A 15,205-nucleotide genomic window follows, 5' to 3' on the forward strand; every position below is an offset into this window, starting at 1 on the left:
TTTTTAAAGAACGTTTCTATTGTGAAGCTAGCTTTGAATGCACCAAATCGCTTAACGCCTTTAGACGTTGTTCAGCTTCCTGGGTACCTTCTGTCTGTTCTATACCTTTTTGTTCAATTTTGGAGGCAAACTGCAGGGCACACATGGCCAATACATCTTGTTTGTCCCTTACGGCATAGTTCTGCTCAAATTTCTTGGCCAACTGCTCTATGTTCTTAGCGGCCTTTCGCAAGCCTTCCTCTTGACTTGGATCTATCGTTAAAGGATATACCCGATCTGCAATGGAAAGCTTTATTTTGAGCTTTTCTGACATAGTATTATTTTACATTATTCCGAAAGTTGTGCAATGCAATGATCTAACTCCCGTATCAACGTATTTATTTTAAGCTTTGCTTCTGTTTTATTGGTATTACTGCCTAGCATTGAACTTGCAAGTTTGAGCGAGTTGTATTTTTCTTCCCAATCCGAGACCGATTTATCGGCTTGTTGTTGAACGGACCTTATGGAAATCAATTCGTTTTCCAGTTCGGTATTAGCCCGTCGCATCACCTCTAACTTATGAAGCAACTTACTAATCCTATTTTCTAAGGAATCAACGATTTGTATTAATTCACTCATACAAAAAATTCCATGCTGTTTACACAAAGTTAACATTCATCCGAAGACTTAGCAATACTTTTTACAAATATTCTTTTAAGTATTTCAGGGAGGCAATAAAATGCCCTGGACTACGGGGCTCTACAGATTTACAGCAAACCTTTTAAGAATTGGCTTGGTTTAATTATTTTCGTAGCAACTTTGAATACTTATGAAGAACACTATCCTGGTATCCCTACTCCTATACACTACTCATATCTTTGGTCAAGGCCCTTATCCAACAGATGCATTTAGACCACCATTGGATATCCCGATTATTTTGGCAGGCACCTTTGGAGAGCTAAGGTCCAATCATTTTCATGCCGGAATCGATATTAAAACACAACAACGGGAAGGTTTACCGGTGTACGGTATCGGAGATGGAACCGTTACCCGCATAAAGGTTGCGCTATGGGGCTATGGTAAAGTATTGTACGTGGCACATCCCAACGGGTACACATCCGTTTATGGGCATTTACAAAAATTTTCTCCCAAAATAGAAGCGTACATTAAAAAAATACAGTACCAAAAAAAGTCGTACGAGGTAGAAGTTTTTCCGGACTATGGAGAACTAAAAATCGACAAAGGCGAACTTATCGCCTATAGTGGCAATACAGGTGGTTCTTCCGGGCCGCACGTTCATTTTGAAATACGCAGCAGTGTATCCGAAAAACCCACAAATCCCTTGCTTTATGGTATAGATGTGGCCGATGCCACAAATCCTATTTTAGAGAAACTATACCTATACCCATTAGCGGAAGATTCTCAAGTGAACAAAAGTGCAGAACGTATAGAGGTAAATTTCACGAAACAAAGTGATGGTACTTTTTTAGCGAACAAGGTGATTGCCCTTGGTAAAATAGGTGTCGGTTTTATTGGTTTCGACCGTCAAGATATGGCGGCCAATAGAAATGGGATTTACGCTGCTTCACTTTCCGTAAACGGAAAAACCTATACGTCTTACGACTTTGAATCGTTTTCCTTTGGCGAAACAAGATACATTAACACGCTTATCGATTATGATTATTTGGGACGGTACAGAAAACGGATTCAAAAACTATTTAAATCCCCTGGAAATAAATTAAGCATCTATAACGAACTGTACAACAACGGGGAAATTGAAATCAGGGAAGGTTTAACCTATGCAATTGAGCTAAAGATCAAAGACCTTAAAGGAAATAACGTGACCTTGAAAATTCCTGTGGAAGGTAAGAAAGAAGCGCTGAAGATACCAAGAACGGAAACAAAGACAGAAAACTACGTTATAGCAACAAAACCTAACAATTACGATCTAGGAGGGGCAAAAGTATACTTCCCTGCCAATACGTTCTATGAAGATTTTTATATCGACCTTAAAAAAGGACAGGATACCGTTGGCATTCACCGGAATACGGTTCCGGCCCACCGCAACTTCACCATAACTTTCGATGCATCAAAATATAGCAAGGAAGAGCAAATGCAATTGTTCATAGCAAGATTGGACGATAAACTAAGACCCAGCTACGTGAGCACGTACAAACGAGCCGGCACCTTTACGACAAGAACACGATATTTAGGAACCTACACCTTGGCAAAAGACTCTGTTGCCCCTAGGATACGTGTCAAGAATTTTAAGGAAAAACAATGGTTGAACAACTATAAATATCTAAGCCTGGCAATTTCCGATGACCTTAGCGGTGTGGACACCTATTCCGCAACTTTGAACGGAAATTGGATCTTAATGGAGTACGAGCCCAAAACAAATACGCTTACCTATAATTTCGATGATAAAATTTTGAACCAAAAGCAATGTGTTCTCGAAGTTACCGTTACGGATAATGTAGGCAACAAGAATACATTAACAACCACATTTTTTAGAAAATAACCTGTTTGAAATTTTGTAAAGCTACTCTCACCCTTGTTTTACTGTGCCAATTTTATAGCCTGGCGCAAACGGCTACAATTACGGGGATAGTACTTAACGAAGCCAATACGCCCCTATCCAATGTTAACATTTCTTCCGGTACATCCGGTACCGCTACGGATGCCAACGGATTCTATGTCATTACGATATACGCAGATACGGAAACACAACTTACCTTTTCGCATCTAGGCCATAAAGACCTTGTTTTAAAAGGATTACTTTTATCTACAAACGAAACCTTTGAATTTAGTCCTATACTTAAAACCAACGTTGTGCAAGTGGCCGGGGTAACCGTTTCACCTAGGGGAAGAAAAGAAGTAACCGGTACAACCTCCGTATCACCGGAACAACTGTTAAAAATACCAGGAGCCAATGCGGGCGTTGAAAATATTCTAAAACTATTGCCGGGGGTAAGTTCCAATAACGAACTCAGCACACAATACTCCGTTAGAGGTGGAAATTTTGACGAAAACTTGGTCTATGTAAACGAAATAGAAGTGTACCGCCCCTTTCTGGTCCGCTCCGCTCAACAAGAAGGCCTAAGTTTTGTAAACAGCAGTATGGTGCAAGGTGTTTCCTTTTCTGCCGGTGGATTCCAGGCCAAATACGGAGACAAGCTTTCCTCTGTCTTGGACATTACCTATAAAACTCCCGCTACTTTTTCCGTCGAAGGCGATTTTAGCTTCTTGGGCGCCAGCGCAACCTTGGAAACCCGTTCCAAAAACAAAAAGCTAACTAGCATAAACGGACTACGGTACAGAAATAATGCCTTACTTTTAAATAGCCAACAAACCCAAAGTAATTTTAATCCCTCCTTTACGGATCTGCAAAGTTATTTCACCTATCGTTTTTCGAATACGTTCAACCTAAGCTTTCTAGGCAATCTTTCGGTAAACAACTATACCAACGAACCGTTAAACAGGCAAACGAATTTTGGAACCCTACAAGACCCAAAAGCATTTACGGTATTCTATGAAGGAAAGGAAGTAAACCGTTTTGCGACCGCGCTAGGGGCATTTAAAGGCACGTATCAAGTAACCGAAAACACCGCCTTAAAGCTCATTGCGTCCCTCTATCATACCACAGAGGAAGAATACTCCGATGTTATTGCATCCTACCAACTGGGTAGCGTGGATAGCAATCTTGGGAGCGAAACACTAGGGGCAACCGTGAATCCAAGAGGTGTAGGGTCCCAGTTCAACAGGTCTAGAAATGACTTGGATGCATTACTATTAAATCTAGACCATAGGGGAAATCACAAAAAAAACGACCTTGTTCTGGAATGGGGACTCAAATATACCCACGAGGACATCCGTGATCAATTAAGAGAATCGGAGTTTATTGATTCCGTAGGGTTTTCAGTACGTCCTCCTAGGTCAGATTTTATGAACAACCAACCGGAAGTACCATTTAACCCACCACTGGAAGCTTTTGAAAGTCTAACGGCTACGAATTTTGTAAAGACCAATCGGTTTTCCGGATTTTTTCAATTGGGAAAACAGACAACATGGGGCGACCATGACATATATTACAATTTAGGGGTCCGTTCACAGCACTGGACAGTCAGCGGAACCGGAGTAGAAAAAGTATCACAGACCGTTATAAGCCCAAGGGCACAAGTTGCAATAAAGCCAAATTGGGAAAAGGACATGCTGTTTAGATTATCGGGAGGTATGTATCATCAGCCTCCATTTTACAGGGAGCTACGGGATAGTCTTGGAACCATAAGGCCCAATGTAAAAGCGCAAAAATCCATTCATATAGTTGGAGGTAACGAATATAGTTTTTTACTCTGGGAACGCCCATTTACTTTAATAAGCGAAGCCTATTACAAAAAACTAACCAACGTAAACCCATATACGATAGAGGATGTAAGAATACGATATTCCGCCACCAACGATACAAGAGCATACGTATACGGTGCGGAGATGCGACTTAATGGCGCCTTTGTTCCGGGAACAGAATCTTGGATTAGTTTAGGCTATTTAAAAACAGAGGAGAATAGAAACGAACGTGGCTATATTTCACGACCTACAGATCAGCGGCTCAAAATAGGGATTCTGTTCCAAGACTATATCCCCAACATACCGGAACTAAAAATGTATTTGAACCTCGTGTACAGTACAGGGGTGCCAGGTGGATCGCCGAGTTATGCAGACCCCTATAGTTTTCAGAATAGATTAAGAGATTATAGGCGCGCAGATCTAGGAATTTCCTATATTTTTGTAGACAAGAACAAAAGGTATGGTACAGCCCATTGGTTAGGCTCCTTTAAGGCTTTGAGTGTTGGTTTTGAAATTTTCAATCTTTTTAACAATCAAAACTCCATTACAAATACTTGGGTAAGGGATGTGGATAGTAAAAACGAATTTGCAGTTCCCAATTTTTTAACCTCCCGCGTGCTTAACCTTAGATTGCAAATGAGACTTTAATAAAACAACATGTACAAATTTCTTTTTTTTATTACCTGCTTCACCGTGGCTACCCTACAAGGACAAAAGAACATTTACGAGAGCCCAAGATTCGATGTCCTTAGCGACAGCCACAGAACCTTGGCCATTTTGCCCTTTCTCACCAACTTGGACCTAAAGAACATAGTAAGTGCAGCCGATTTAAAATCATTGGAAGAAAAGGAAGGCTACGCGGTACAAAATGCGCTGGAGACCTATTTTTCCAAACGTGGAAAAAAGAAAAAACTACCTGTTGAATTTCAGAATACCAAAAACACGAAGGCTATTTTATCCCAAAAGGGAATAGATTATGGAAATATTGACGTGTATACCATGAAGCAGCTTAGCGAAATGTTAGGGGTAGACGGTATCATAAGCGGTACATTAGACCTTAATGTTTTACTTTCAAAAGGCGTTTCTACGGATTTTAGCTTTACGGATTACTTCTCCGGCAATTCCAATTACGGTCGTATAGGTGTTAAAATAAGTGATGGGGATACGGGAAAACTATTATGGAAGTACGAGAAGGAGATCAACAAGAAAACGGGTAAAAACACAACAGACCTCATTGATAGAATGATGAAGCTCGCCATTCGTAAATTTCCTTATGAACGGGAACGAAAGAAAGATAGAAAAAATTGATATCCCAAGCCTAGGTTGACGGCATTAGAAAACCTGGCTAAAACCTACGGATCCACTTGATGGAGCCATGTAAAAAGGTTAAAAGAATCAGATACCATAAGTTTTAAAAAATCTTAGGTTACTGAACCATGAATTCCTTTAATACCATGACCGTATAATCAATTTCTTCCTTTGTATTATAAATCGAAAAAGAAAAGCGCAACGAAGGTTTCTTTTGCTCGTCCTCCGTCAAAATTTGAGATAGTACATGAGAACCTTTATCGCTACCGGATTGGCAGGCACTTCCTTTAGAACAGGCAATACCCTTGATATCCAAATGAAACAGTAACATCATCGCTTTTTCGGGTTGTACTGGCAAGCGTACATTTACCAAGGTATAGGTACTATGATCCATATTTTCGGACAAGCCATTAAATCGTGCACCGGGAATTTCCTTCTTAACTTGCTGTATAAAATAGTGTTTTAAATCGGCCACGTAATTCTGCTCTTCTTCTAGATTAGCGTAAGCACTAACAAATGCTTCCTCCAAGCCAACAATATTATGAAACGACTCTGTCCCCGCCCTAAAACCACGCTCTTGTGATCCACCGGAAATCATACATCCCATACCGGAATTCTTTCTAATGAACGCAAAACCTATTCCTTTTGGCCCATGAAACTTATGGGCTGCGGCAGCCAGAAAATCCACCGGTGTCTCCTTAACGTCCCATTTATAATGTCCAATAGACTGAACCGTATCCGAATGCACCAATGCACCATGATTTTTTGCCAACACCGCTATGGCGTGTATATCTACTTTATTTCCGACCTCGTTATTGACATGCATGATACTGACCAGTTTTTTGGAATCGTCCTTGGCCAACAACCGCTGCAAGTGCTCCATATCCGGATTTCCATCCTCGTCCAAATTAACAAAGTGCAGGTTCACCGATCCCTTTTTATGCAATTCCTCAACAGTATGAAGTACTGCATGGTGTTCTATTCTGGTCGTAATAATCGTTTGGACACCTAAATCACTAACCGCACATCTAAGAATCATGTTGTCTGCCTCTGTTCCGCCGGATGTAAAAATAATCTCCGAGGGAAAAGCGTTCATCTGTTTGGCAATTGTTTTTCTAGCGCTCTCTATAGCTGTTTTTGCAGTTCTACCAAAACTGTGCGTAGAGGATGGATTACCGTACGAATTGGCCAAAGCCTCTTGCATTTTAAGTATTACCTCTTTTCTTACTTGGGTAGTTGCTGCATTGTCCAGATATACACTTTTCATTCTTTGTACACAATTAGTTTAATGGTTACCTATATATAGTAAGTATCACTCTCCTTAGCATTGTCATGGTTACGCATACCAAAGGTAATCCAGTTGCAACCGACCAAATTATGGTAAGTAATGTCACCTACGCTTCAAAAATAATTCAAATAAAGTTAAATATCTTGTAAATGGTTTTTAATCGCTCCGAGCATATCCAATATTTGCAGTAAATTTGATGTATGAAAAAAGTATGTAGTCTTATCATTTTCCTAAGCTTACTTTCCTGTGATGATGGGGATTTAGCCATAGAAACGGTAGATTTTGATAGTATTACCACCGTGCAAACCTGTGGCTCCGTTTCTGCCACGGCATCTAACCTTCTTTTTAAGATCAATGGTTCCGAAGCCCTTATTTTAGAATTACCGTCCGGAACCATTAAAAATGAAGTTTCATCGGAAATAATAAAACGGGAGATTTCTTCTACAACGAAATTGACATATCGTATTTTTACGGATGACGTCTCAAAGAACTATTTTTGCGACCCAATACCGCCCACCAGTCCTACCGTATCGGAAGAAGTAATCGCAGAAGAGGGAAACATATTTATTACAACGACATCTGCGGATTCCGAAACATTCAGCCATTTAATAGAACTCAGCGGAATTTCTTTTATTACCGCGAACGGGAGTAGGATCACCGACCTTCAAATAGATGCATTCGGCACAGTTACCACCAAGCTTTAAAAAACGTTTACGCGTTCTGATAGATATAAACTTCCGTTGCCCCTAAACCATATTTTTGGTAGTCGGCGTCATAATGTTTTACATTTTCATATTTATTGAACAAGTACCGCAACTCTTCTTTTAGCACGCCTTCCCCTACCCCATGTATGAAGACCACTTTTTGTATACGTTTAGAGATGGCAAATTCCAATTGTCTTTTTGCAGTATCCAATTGCAGGTTCAGCATTTCGTAATTCCCAAGGCCTTTTGAATTCTTTACGAGTTGATTGATGTGTAAGTCGACTTCCATTTTAGGAAGGTTTCGCTCTTTGGGCTTTGGAGGAGCGGGCCTTCGTTTCTTAGGAAGCTCCTTTTCCTTTTTTACCTGGGCAACTTCATAGTTGCTTACGGTTATATTTCCCGTAATAACCACCAGTTCCTTGGCATCGAAAACCATAGAAAAATCATCATCCGTATCTACGGTAACAGAAGTACCGTTAACATCCGAAACAATACCACTAATAACATCATCAATGGCCTCTACTTTATCACCAATCTTAAAAACAGCCATAATTTTATTTTGATTACTCAAAAATAGTAGTAATTTTCATTTCTGAACCGTAAATTAAAATGCAGCGTATTATCCTCTCTTTTTTTTTAGGCATAGAAAGCTTTATGTTACCCTGTTTCACAAAACAGTTATGGGGTTTCGATTGTCCTGGATGCGGTATGCAAAGGGCTATCGTTTTTCTATTGAAAGGCGATTTTGGGGCTGCTTTTCAGATGTACCCTGCCATTTACCCTATGCTGTTGCTCTTTGGCTTTTTGATCATGGATAAACTAGTCTCTATTAGATACGCAAATAAAATCACCAACGCACTAATGATTAGTACCGTTGGATTTATACTCACCAATTATATTTTAAAATTCATCTAAATAAACAACCAAAATTATGGAACAACAAAAATTACCCAATGTTACGATTGCAATGATACTCAGTATTGTGTCATTCCTATGTTGCTGTGTTAGTGTAGGAATAGGTGGAATTTTATTATCTGGGATTGCACTATTTTTAGTTAATAAAGATGCCAAACTTTACCAACAAAATCCCGAGGACTATTCTAATTACAGTACCTTAAAAACGGTAAAAACTATAGCCATAATAGGTTTGGTATTAGGTGTTGTAAGTCTAGCGTGGAGTATTTTTTCTATTGTCTCCATGGGAGGATGGGAAGGATATATGGAACAAAACAAAGAACTTTTTGAGCAATTAGGTGTACCATCAGAATAACACACAAATGAACCAACCCTTACCAGGCGCAAGCAATGCCCTAACCTTTGGAATTTTATCCATAGTCCTAACGCTGTTCTGTTGTGGGCCCTTTGGAGCTATTTTTAGTTTTATTGGCTTAAGCAATGCAAAAAAAGCGGAAAGACTCTATGAAATGGATAGTGCTGGTTATAGTGGCTATGAAAATGTCAAAACCGGTAAAATCCTCTCTTACATTGGACTTGGTATTGCCGGAGTATTACTAATACTAAGTATTGTTTACTTTGGCGTTATTGGTGCCATTTTCTATTCCGCAATTCAGGAAGGTGGATTTCAATAACCTTCATTCTGGAAACAAAAAAGTCCCGTTTCAATTTCAAGAAACGGGACTTTTTTTATTATGGTTTTAAACTTTTTACCTCTTAAACTCCGCCAAGGTACGTTTAATTATTCCTACACAGTCCAGTAGTTCTTCTTTGGTCATAACCAAAGGCGGTGCAAAACGAATGATATTGCCATGGGTGGGTTTTGCCAAAAGTCCATTTGCCTTTAACGCCATACAAATATCCCATGCCGTGGAACTATCCTGTGTATCATTGATGAGAATAGCATTTAAAAGTCCTTTGCCGCGAACACTGGTAACCAGGTCACAACCCGGAATAAAGTCATTGAGTTCATCCCTAAAAAGTTCTCCTAGTTCAGATGCATTCCGCGCCAATTTCTCTTCTTTCACAACCTCCAAAGCTGCCATACCTACGGCCGAGGCGATAGGATTGCCACCAAATGTACTCCCATGGTTTCCGGGGCGTATGACGTTCATGATGTCATCGTTCGCTAAAACGGCCGATACAGGATATGCACCACCGGACAATGCTTTGCCCAATATCAAAATATCGGGTTTTGTTTCGGGCATACCGCTGCAATGCTTGTCCGAACAAGAGCAGTTTCCACAGGTTGCCAATAAACGACCGGTTCTAGCTATTCCCGTCTGCACCTCATCGGCTATAAAAAGCACATTGTGTTTTTCACATAGGGCTTTTGCCGTGCTCAAATAACCTTCAGAAGGAACGTAAACGCCTGCCTCGCCCTGTATGGGCTCCACCAAGAAACCTGCAATATTCTTATTTCCCTCCAGCGCGTGCTCCAAGGCAGCAAGGTTATCATATTCTATTTTTATAAATCCCTCCGTAAACGGACCAAAGTTCTCTCTTGCTACCGAATCATTGGAAAAAGAGATAATAGTGGTAGTACGCCCATGAAAATTATTTTCACAAACTACGATCTGGGCCTGATTTTCTGGAATCCCTTTTTTCTCGTACGCCCATTTACGACATATCTTCAACGCGGTTTCAACGGCTTCCGCACCCGTATTCATAGGCAAGAGCTTATCAAAATGAAAGGTCTCGGTAGCGTACTTCTCGTACTTACCCAACATATCGTTATAAAAAGCCCGTGATGTTAAGGAAAGGGTCTTTGCCTGTTGTACCATTGCATCAACTATTTTTGGATGGCAATGGCCTTGATTTACTGCAGAATAAGCGGATAAAAAGTCATAATACTTTTTTCCCTCTACGTCCCAAACGTGCACGCCTTCTCCCCTGCTCAATACTACGGGCAAAGGGTGATAATTATGGGCTCCGTGTTTTTCTTCCAATGCAATAGCATCTTCAGAAGTGATGTTTTCTAAAACTGACATGATAAAAATTACGTTTAATAAAACTTTAGCAATTCCTTCTATACCTTTATCCTTTCGAATCCCAATGGTTATCGGGAGAAAATTCAGCGTAGGAGAGAAATCATCCTTGTAGTGTTACAAAATTACTAAAAAATACGATGCCCTAAAACAAATTGGCTACGGCGTTCCTTTTTGCTGATGATACGCCAGAGCTGATACATAGAATACTATTCGTTTAACTTCCTATTTTTAACAGTAAGCCACAAGCTTTGTAACCATGCTCATTGTTTCCATGACCAAATCTATGTGAATCATCTTACGGTAATTATAGATAGTTGCTATGAATAGACCCAAGAATTTTAAAAAGGTCCATTTATATCACAACTAGTATCCTCATTGAAATTATCCAAATAACGATCTAGTACTTTAAAGGTATTTGAACTACAATTGACATTAACAGAACGGTAGTTTCAAAAGGGTGATGATTAGCCAAAAAAGATTAGAGGACAGCAAAATAAGTGACTACTTAGAAAATAGTGTGTCACAATTATAACACTAACAACTAAATATTTAAGAAAATGGAAATAATTGAAAATATGCTAAAAAGCATTAGTAATTCTGCAGGAGAGTTTTTGCCAAGCACAATTGGGGCTTTGCTAATCCTTATTATTGGTTGGTTTATTGCAGGATTTTTAAAACGGATAATCACAAAATTAGTGAGAAAAACAGGAGTAGACCAGCGCATGAAAAGTGATAAAATAACCATTTCCACCTTTATGGGCAAGCTAGTCTATTTTTTAGCAATGATTTTTGTCTTTATGCTTGTTTTGGAAAAATTAGGCATGCAAAGTGTTCTAGATCCTGTTAAAAATTTACTTAATGGTTTCTTAGCTTACATTCCAAACATTATCGGGGCTGGCTTAATCGGTTACATTGGCTATATGCTTGCTACCATGGTATCCGAACTTGTTGGACTTTCTGGAGACACCATAAAATCTTTTGTCCCAAAGCTGGGTATCTCCGAAGGTTTTGATTTAGTAGGAATCCTTAAAAAGGTAGTATTCATCTTTATATTTATCCCATTACTGATTTCAGCATTGAACATTCTTAATATGGATACTATATCTGCACCCGCAACAGCGATACTCACACAATTCTTTGCTGCAGTTCCTAAAGTACTGTTAGCCGCCTTTATTTTAGTTCTATTCACTCTGGGCGGAAGGTTTATTAGTCAAATATTGAAAGATATCCTGGAGAAAATGAATTTGGACAAACTTGCAAACCAGTTACATTTAGGAGACGTTACTAAAACTGCCAATTTATCAAAATCAATTGCCAATATCGCTTATTTCTTTATTTTCATATTCGGTTTATTAACAGCATTGGAAAAATTAGAGTTTGCACAGCTAACCGAAATCATAAATACGGTTACGGCAATATCAGGCAAGATTTTATTTGGATTGGCAATAATTCTAATAGGTAATTGGGTAAGCGTTCTAGCTAGGAATACTTTTGGCAAGAATGAATCCAATACTTTTGTAGCATCCATCATTCGTACGGCAATATTAGCAATTTTCTTAGCCATAGGTCTTAAGACTATGGGAATGGCCGATGATATCATTGATATGGCATTTGGTATCACATTGGGTACTATTGCATTAACTATTGCCTTATCCTTTGGTTTAGGAGGAAGAGAAGCAGCAGGCAAACAAATGGGCAAAATTTTAGAAAAATTCAACGGCAAATAACAAATTAGTTGATATTTCAGCTGCTTAAGGAACGTTTTATAGCGTTCCTTTTTTTTGCTCTAATGAATTCTATGACCAAACCATACCTAAACAAACTACAGTAATTATTCTCTTAAAACCGTTTACATATCTTGTGCGATTACTATTTTTGTCGCATGCGAAAAAAAAACAGACGACAGGTTTTTGAAAATGTAGAAGTGGTAGATGCCGGAGCAAAGGGAAAAACCATCGGAAAAGCACCGGATGGCAGGGTTATTTTTCTTACGAATACGGTTCCCGGAGATGTCGTAGACGTACAGACCACTAAAAAGAGAAAGGCCTATTTTGAAGGTGTTGCTACAACTTTCCATTCGCTATCCGATAAGCGCGCAACACCGGAATGTGAACATTTTGGGGTTTGTGGCGGTTGCAAATGGCAAGACATGGGCTACGAGCATCAGTTGTTCTACAAACAAAAAGAAGTAGAGAACAATCTTAAACGCATAGGTCATCTAGACCTACCGGAAATCACACCGATAAAGGGATCGGAAAAACAGTACTTCTACAGGAATAAAATGGAGTTTTCATTTTCGGACAGTCGATGGCTGACATTGGAAGAAATTCAATCGGATACGGAAATAACGGATAAAAATGCGCTCGGATTCCATATTCCAGGTATGTGGGACAAAATTCTTGATATTAACAAATGTCATCTACAGGCAGACCCTTCAAACGCCATTCGTTTGGAGACCAAGACCTTTGCCGTTAAAAACGGCATTACTTTCTTTAATCCCAGAAACCAATATGGGATGTTGAGAACCCTAATGATACGAACCTCTTCTTTAGGAGAAATCATGGTACTAGTACAGTTTTATGAAAATGAAGAGAACAAACGAGTATTGTTGTTGGAACATTTAAAAAATACCTTTTCTGAAATTACGTCATTACTTTATGTTATCAATCCAAAGCAGAACGATACCATATATGACCAAGAAATACATTGTTATACAGGTCGCGACCATATTTTTGAAGAAATGGAGGGACTTAAGTTTAAAATAAATGCAAAATCCTTTTATCAGACCAATTCCGACCAAGCGTATGAGCTCTATAAAATAACACGGGATTTTGCGGGTTTAACAGGGAACGAAGTAGTCTATGACCTGTATACCGGGACAGGTACAATAGCTCAATTTGTAGCTAAAAAAGCCAAAAAAGTAATTGGGATAGAATCGGTGCCCGAAGCCATACTAGATGCAAAAGCTAACGCTACCAACAATAAAATTGACAATGTGGAATTTTATGTCGGCGATATGAAGAATGTGTTCAACGAAAAATTTATTTTTGAACATGGTGTGCCCGATATCATAATTACAGACCCTCCGAGAGATGGCATGCATAAAGATGTAGTGCAACAAATAATGAATATTGCACCGCAAAAAGTAGTTTATGTCAGTTGCAACAGCGCTACCCAAGCACGAGATTTAGAATTGATGAAATCACTTTATGATGTAGCCCAAGTGCAGCCTGTAGATATGTTCCCGCAAACGCATCATGTAGAAAATGTTGTACTTTTAAGAAAGAAAACAATCTTGGACAAAGATTAGTTAGTAGCGTAATACAGGAATGTCCGTACAACGACCTCCATTTAAAAAAATCATATCATAATTCGTAAGGCAGAATTTAAGTACATGAAAAATTTCGGATACAGTATTTTACTACTCATCTTACTATTTACAGTGGCTTCATGCGAAAAGGATGACATTTGCGTTGAAGGGACAACACCGCTAATGGTCGTAGAGTTCTTTGATGTCAACAATAGGAATACTCCAAAAAACGTAGCAGCTTTAAGAGTAGTTGGGGAAGGACAACTAGTTACGGTGAACACGGTGGCGGATAGAACCGCTCTAAACAAAATAAACATTCCGCTTAAAACCGTAGAGGAGAGCACCAGTTTTTTGCTGATATCAAATTCGGCGGACAATGATGATGGCTTTGAAACTGGAAACATAGACACCCTAGTATTCGATTACGCAAGACTGGAAGACTTTAAATCACGGGCCTGCGGCTTTATTGTAAACTACCAAGCCCTTGAAGGAACATTAACAACAGATACCGATAACTGGATACAAGAAATCGAGATTATACGATCGGACATCATTAACTCAGATTCTACGCATGTTAAAATATATCATTAACCTAGCTTTTTTTCTGGGAATCTGCTCTTTGGCCGCACAAGGGAAGCCCATAGACACGCAACCAAAGGATACCGTTGTTTATGAGCAAGCCTACGGACTAAGAGTTGGGGTAGACCTTAGTAGAATAATAATGTCCTCACTGGATGACAACTATACAGGCCTGGAATTTGTTGGGGACTACAGAATTACGGAAGACCTTTACATAGCAGCCGAACTGGGCAACGAGAACAAAACTAAGCAAGAAGACTTGTACGAGTTCAACACCACCGGGAGTTACCTAAAGGTTGGAGTGGACAGGAATACCTACGCCAATTGGTATGGAGAGCAAAATCTTATTTTTTATGGAGGACGCTTGGGGTTCAGCACCTTTAGCAACACCATAAACAACTATCAAATATTTGATAACAACAGGTATTGGAATCCGGAAGGCTTTGCTACCGCATCCGAAACACCCGAAGAATTTTCGGGACGCACTGCGTCTTGGATAGAGGCGATATTGGGCACCAAAGTAGAACTATTGCCAAATATTTATTTAGGTGCAAGCATTCGATTAGGTTTTCTAATTACCGATGCAAACGAAGGCCGATTTCCAATTTTATACGTTCCCGGTTTCAACAAAGTCACCTGGGACAGTAAATTTGGTGTGGGCTACAATTATTCAATCTCCTATTTCCTGCCCTTGTACAAGAAGAAAAATAAGGTAAAAAAAATAGCTTCGGAAGAAGTAGTGGACTAA

Annotated in this window: 16 protein-coding genes; 11 read left to right on the plus strand and 5 right to left on the minus strand. The window is 39.4% G+C overall.

Annotation, left to right across the window (positions count from 1 at the left end; all coding sequences use genetic code 11):
* Window positions 1–16: 16 nt before the first annotated feature.
* Together ACFQZJ_RS14200 and ACFQZJ_RS14205 are read right to left on the minus strand one after the other, a co-directional pair.
* Window positions 17–313, minus strand: a complete 297-nt coding sequence (locus ACFQZJ_RS14200; RefSeq protein WP_379935465.1) for a cell division protein ZapA — start codon at window positions 311–313, stop codon at window positions 17–19.
* Between the two features lie 14 nt (window positions 314–327).
* Window positions 328–618 carry a hypothetical protein gene (locus tag ACFQZJ_RS14205; protein ID WP_379935467.1) on the minus strand — a complete coding sequence of 97 codons (291 nt, stop codon included), beginning with the start codon at window positions 616–618 and terminating at the stop codon, window positions 328–330.
* A 190-nt stretch (window positions 619–808) separates the two neighbouring features.
* Between ACFQZJ_RS14205 and ACFQZJ_RS14210 the strand changes: the two genes are divergently transcribed.
* Genes ACFQZJ_RS14210 through ACFQZJ_RS14220 form a run of 3 tightly spaced genes read left to right on the plus strand, consistent with a single transcriptional unit; the run spans window position 809 to window position 5,631 of the window.
* Window positions 809–2,500, plus strand: coding sequence for a M23 family metallopeptidase (locus tag ACFQZJ_RS14210; protein WP_379935468.1), 1,692 nt, complete (start codon window positions 809–811; stop codon window positions 2,498–2,500).
* Window positions 2,501–2,505: 5 nt separating this feature from the next.
* Window positions 2,506–4,971: a TonB-dependent receptor gene (locus tag ACFQZJ_RS14215; protein ID WP_379935469.1), complete on the plus strand. Its 2,466-nt coding sequence runs from the start codon at window positions 2,506–2,508 to the stop codon at window positions 4,969–4,971.
* Window positions 4,972–4,980: 9 nt separating this feature from the next.
* Window positions 4,981–5,631, plus strand: coding sequence for a hypothetical protein (locus ACFQZJ_RS14220; RefSeq protein ID WP_379935470.1), 651 nt, complete (start codon window positions 4,981–4,983; stop codon window positions 5,629–5,631).
* A gap of 118 nt (window positions 5,632–5,749) precedes the next feature.
* Here ACFQZJ_RS14220 and ACFQZJ_RS14225 read toward each other — a convergent pair whose 3' ends face one another.
* Window positions 5,750–6,898 carry a cysteine desulfurase family protein gene (locus ACFQZJ_RS14225; RefSeq protein WP_379935471.1) on the minus strand — a complete coding sequence of 383 codons (1,149 nt, stop codon included), beginning with the start codon at window positions 6,896–6,898 and terminating at the stop codon, window positions 5,750–5,752.
* 221 nt (window positions 6,899–7,119) lie between these two features.
* Between ACFQZJ_RS14225 and ACFQZJ_RS14230 the strand changes: the two genes are divergently transcribed.
* On the plus strand, window positions 7,120–7,623 hold the full coding sequence (locus ACFQZJ_RS14230) for a hypothetical protein (protein WP_379935472.1): 504 nt from the start codon (window positions 7,120–7,122) through the stop codon (window positions 7,621–7,623).
* A 7-nt stretch (window positions 7,624–7,630) separates the two neighbouring features.
* Here the strand turns inward: ACFQZJ_RS14230 and ACFQZJ_RS14235 are convergent, their stop codons facing one another.
* Window positions 7,631–8,173 (minus strand): Smr/MutS family protein, encoded by a 543-nt coding sequence (locus ACFQZJ_RS14235; protein ID WP_379935473.1) that lies wholly within the window; start codon window positions 8,171–8,173, stop codon window positions 7,631–7,633.
* Between the two features lie 59 nt (window positions 8,174–8,232).
* On the opposite strand from ACFQZJ_RS14235, the gene ACFQZJ_RS14240 reads away from it, so the two are divergent.
* From ACFQZJ_RS14240 to ACFQZJ_RS14250, 3 genes are read left to right on the plus strand one after another with little or no spacing between them, the layout of a single operon-like run.
* The gene (locus ACFQZJ_RS14240) at window positions 8,233–8,538 is read left to right on the plus strand and encodes a DUF2752 domain-containing protein (protein WP_379935474.1); all 306 of its coding nucleotides are present in this window, start codon (window positions 8,233–8,235) and stop codon (window positions 8,536–8,538) included.
* Between the two features lie 16 nt (window positions 8,539–8,554).
* Window positions 8,555–8,893 (plus strand): CCC motif membrane protein, encoded by a 339-nt coding sequence (locus ACFQZJ_RS14245; protein ID WP_379935475.1) that lies wholly within the window; start codon window positions 8,555–8,557, stop codon window positions 8,891–8,893.
* A 7-nt stretch (window positions 8,894–8,900) separates the two neighbouring features.
* Window positions 8,901–9,212, plus strand: a complete 312-nt coding sequence (locus ACFQZJ_RS14250; protein ID WP_379935476.1) for a CCC motif membrane protein — start codon at window positions 8,901–8,903, stop codon at window positions 9,210–9,212.
* A gap of 75 nt (window positions 9,213–9,287) precedes the next feature.
* Here the strand turns inward: ACFQZJ_RS14250 and rocD are convergent, their stop codons facing one another.
* Window positions 9,288–10,568, minus strand: coding sequence for an ornithine--oxo-acid transaminase (gene rocD / locus ACFQZJ_RS14255; protein ID WP_379935478.1), 1,281 nt, complete (start codon window positions 10,566–10,568; stop codon window positions 9,288–9,290).
* Window positions 10,569–11,125: 557 nt separating this feature from the next.
* Here rocD and ACFQZJ_RS14260 point away from each other — a divergent pair.
* The 4 genes from ACFQZJ_RS14260 (at window position 11,126) to ACFQZJ_RS14275 (ending at window position 15,205) form a co-directional block, all read left to right on the plus strand.
* Window positions 11,126–12,295 (plus strand): mechanosensitive ion channel, encoded by a 1,170-nt coding sequence (locus ACFQZJ_RS14260; protein ID WP_379935479.1) that lies wholly within the window; start codon window positions 11,126–11,128, stop codon window positions 12,293–12,295.
* 155 nt (window positions 12,296–12,450) lie between these two features.
* A complete protein-coding gene (rlmD, locus tag ACFQZJ_RS14265) occupies window positions 12,451–13,878 on the plus strand; it encodes a 23S rRNA (uracil(1939)-C(5))-methyltransferase RlmD (protein ID WP_379935481.1) in 1,428 nt (475 codons plus the stop codon).
* Window positions 13,879–13,962: 84 nt separating this feature from the next.
* Entirely contained in the window at window positions 13,963–14,469 is a 507-nt protein-coding gene (locus tag ACFQZJ_RS14270) for a DUF6452 family protein (RefSeq protein ID WP_379935483.1), read from the plus strand.
* Window positions 14,450–15,205: a DUF6048 family protein gene (locus ACFQZJ_RS14275; RefSeq protein ID WP_379935484.1), complete on the plus strand. Its 756-nt coding sequence runs from the start codon at window positions 14,450–14,452 to the stop codon at window positions 15,203–15,205. The genes ACFQZJ_RS14270 and ACFQZJ_RS14275 overlap by 20 nt, the downstream gene beginning before the upstream one ends.

The organism is Maribacter chungangensis (assembly GCF_042676845.1).
In the GTDB taxonomy this organism is placed as follows: Bacteria; Bacteroidota; Bacteroidia; order Flavobacteriales; family Flavobacteriaceae; genus Maribacter; species Maribacter chungangensis.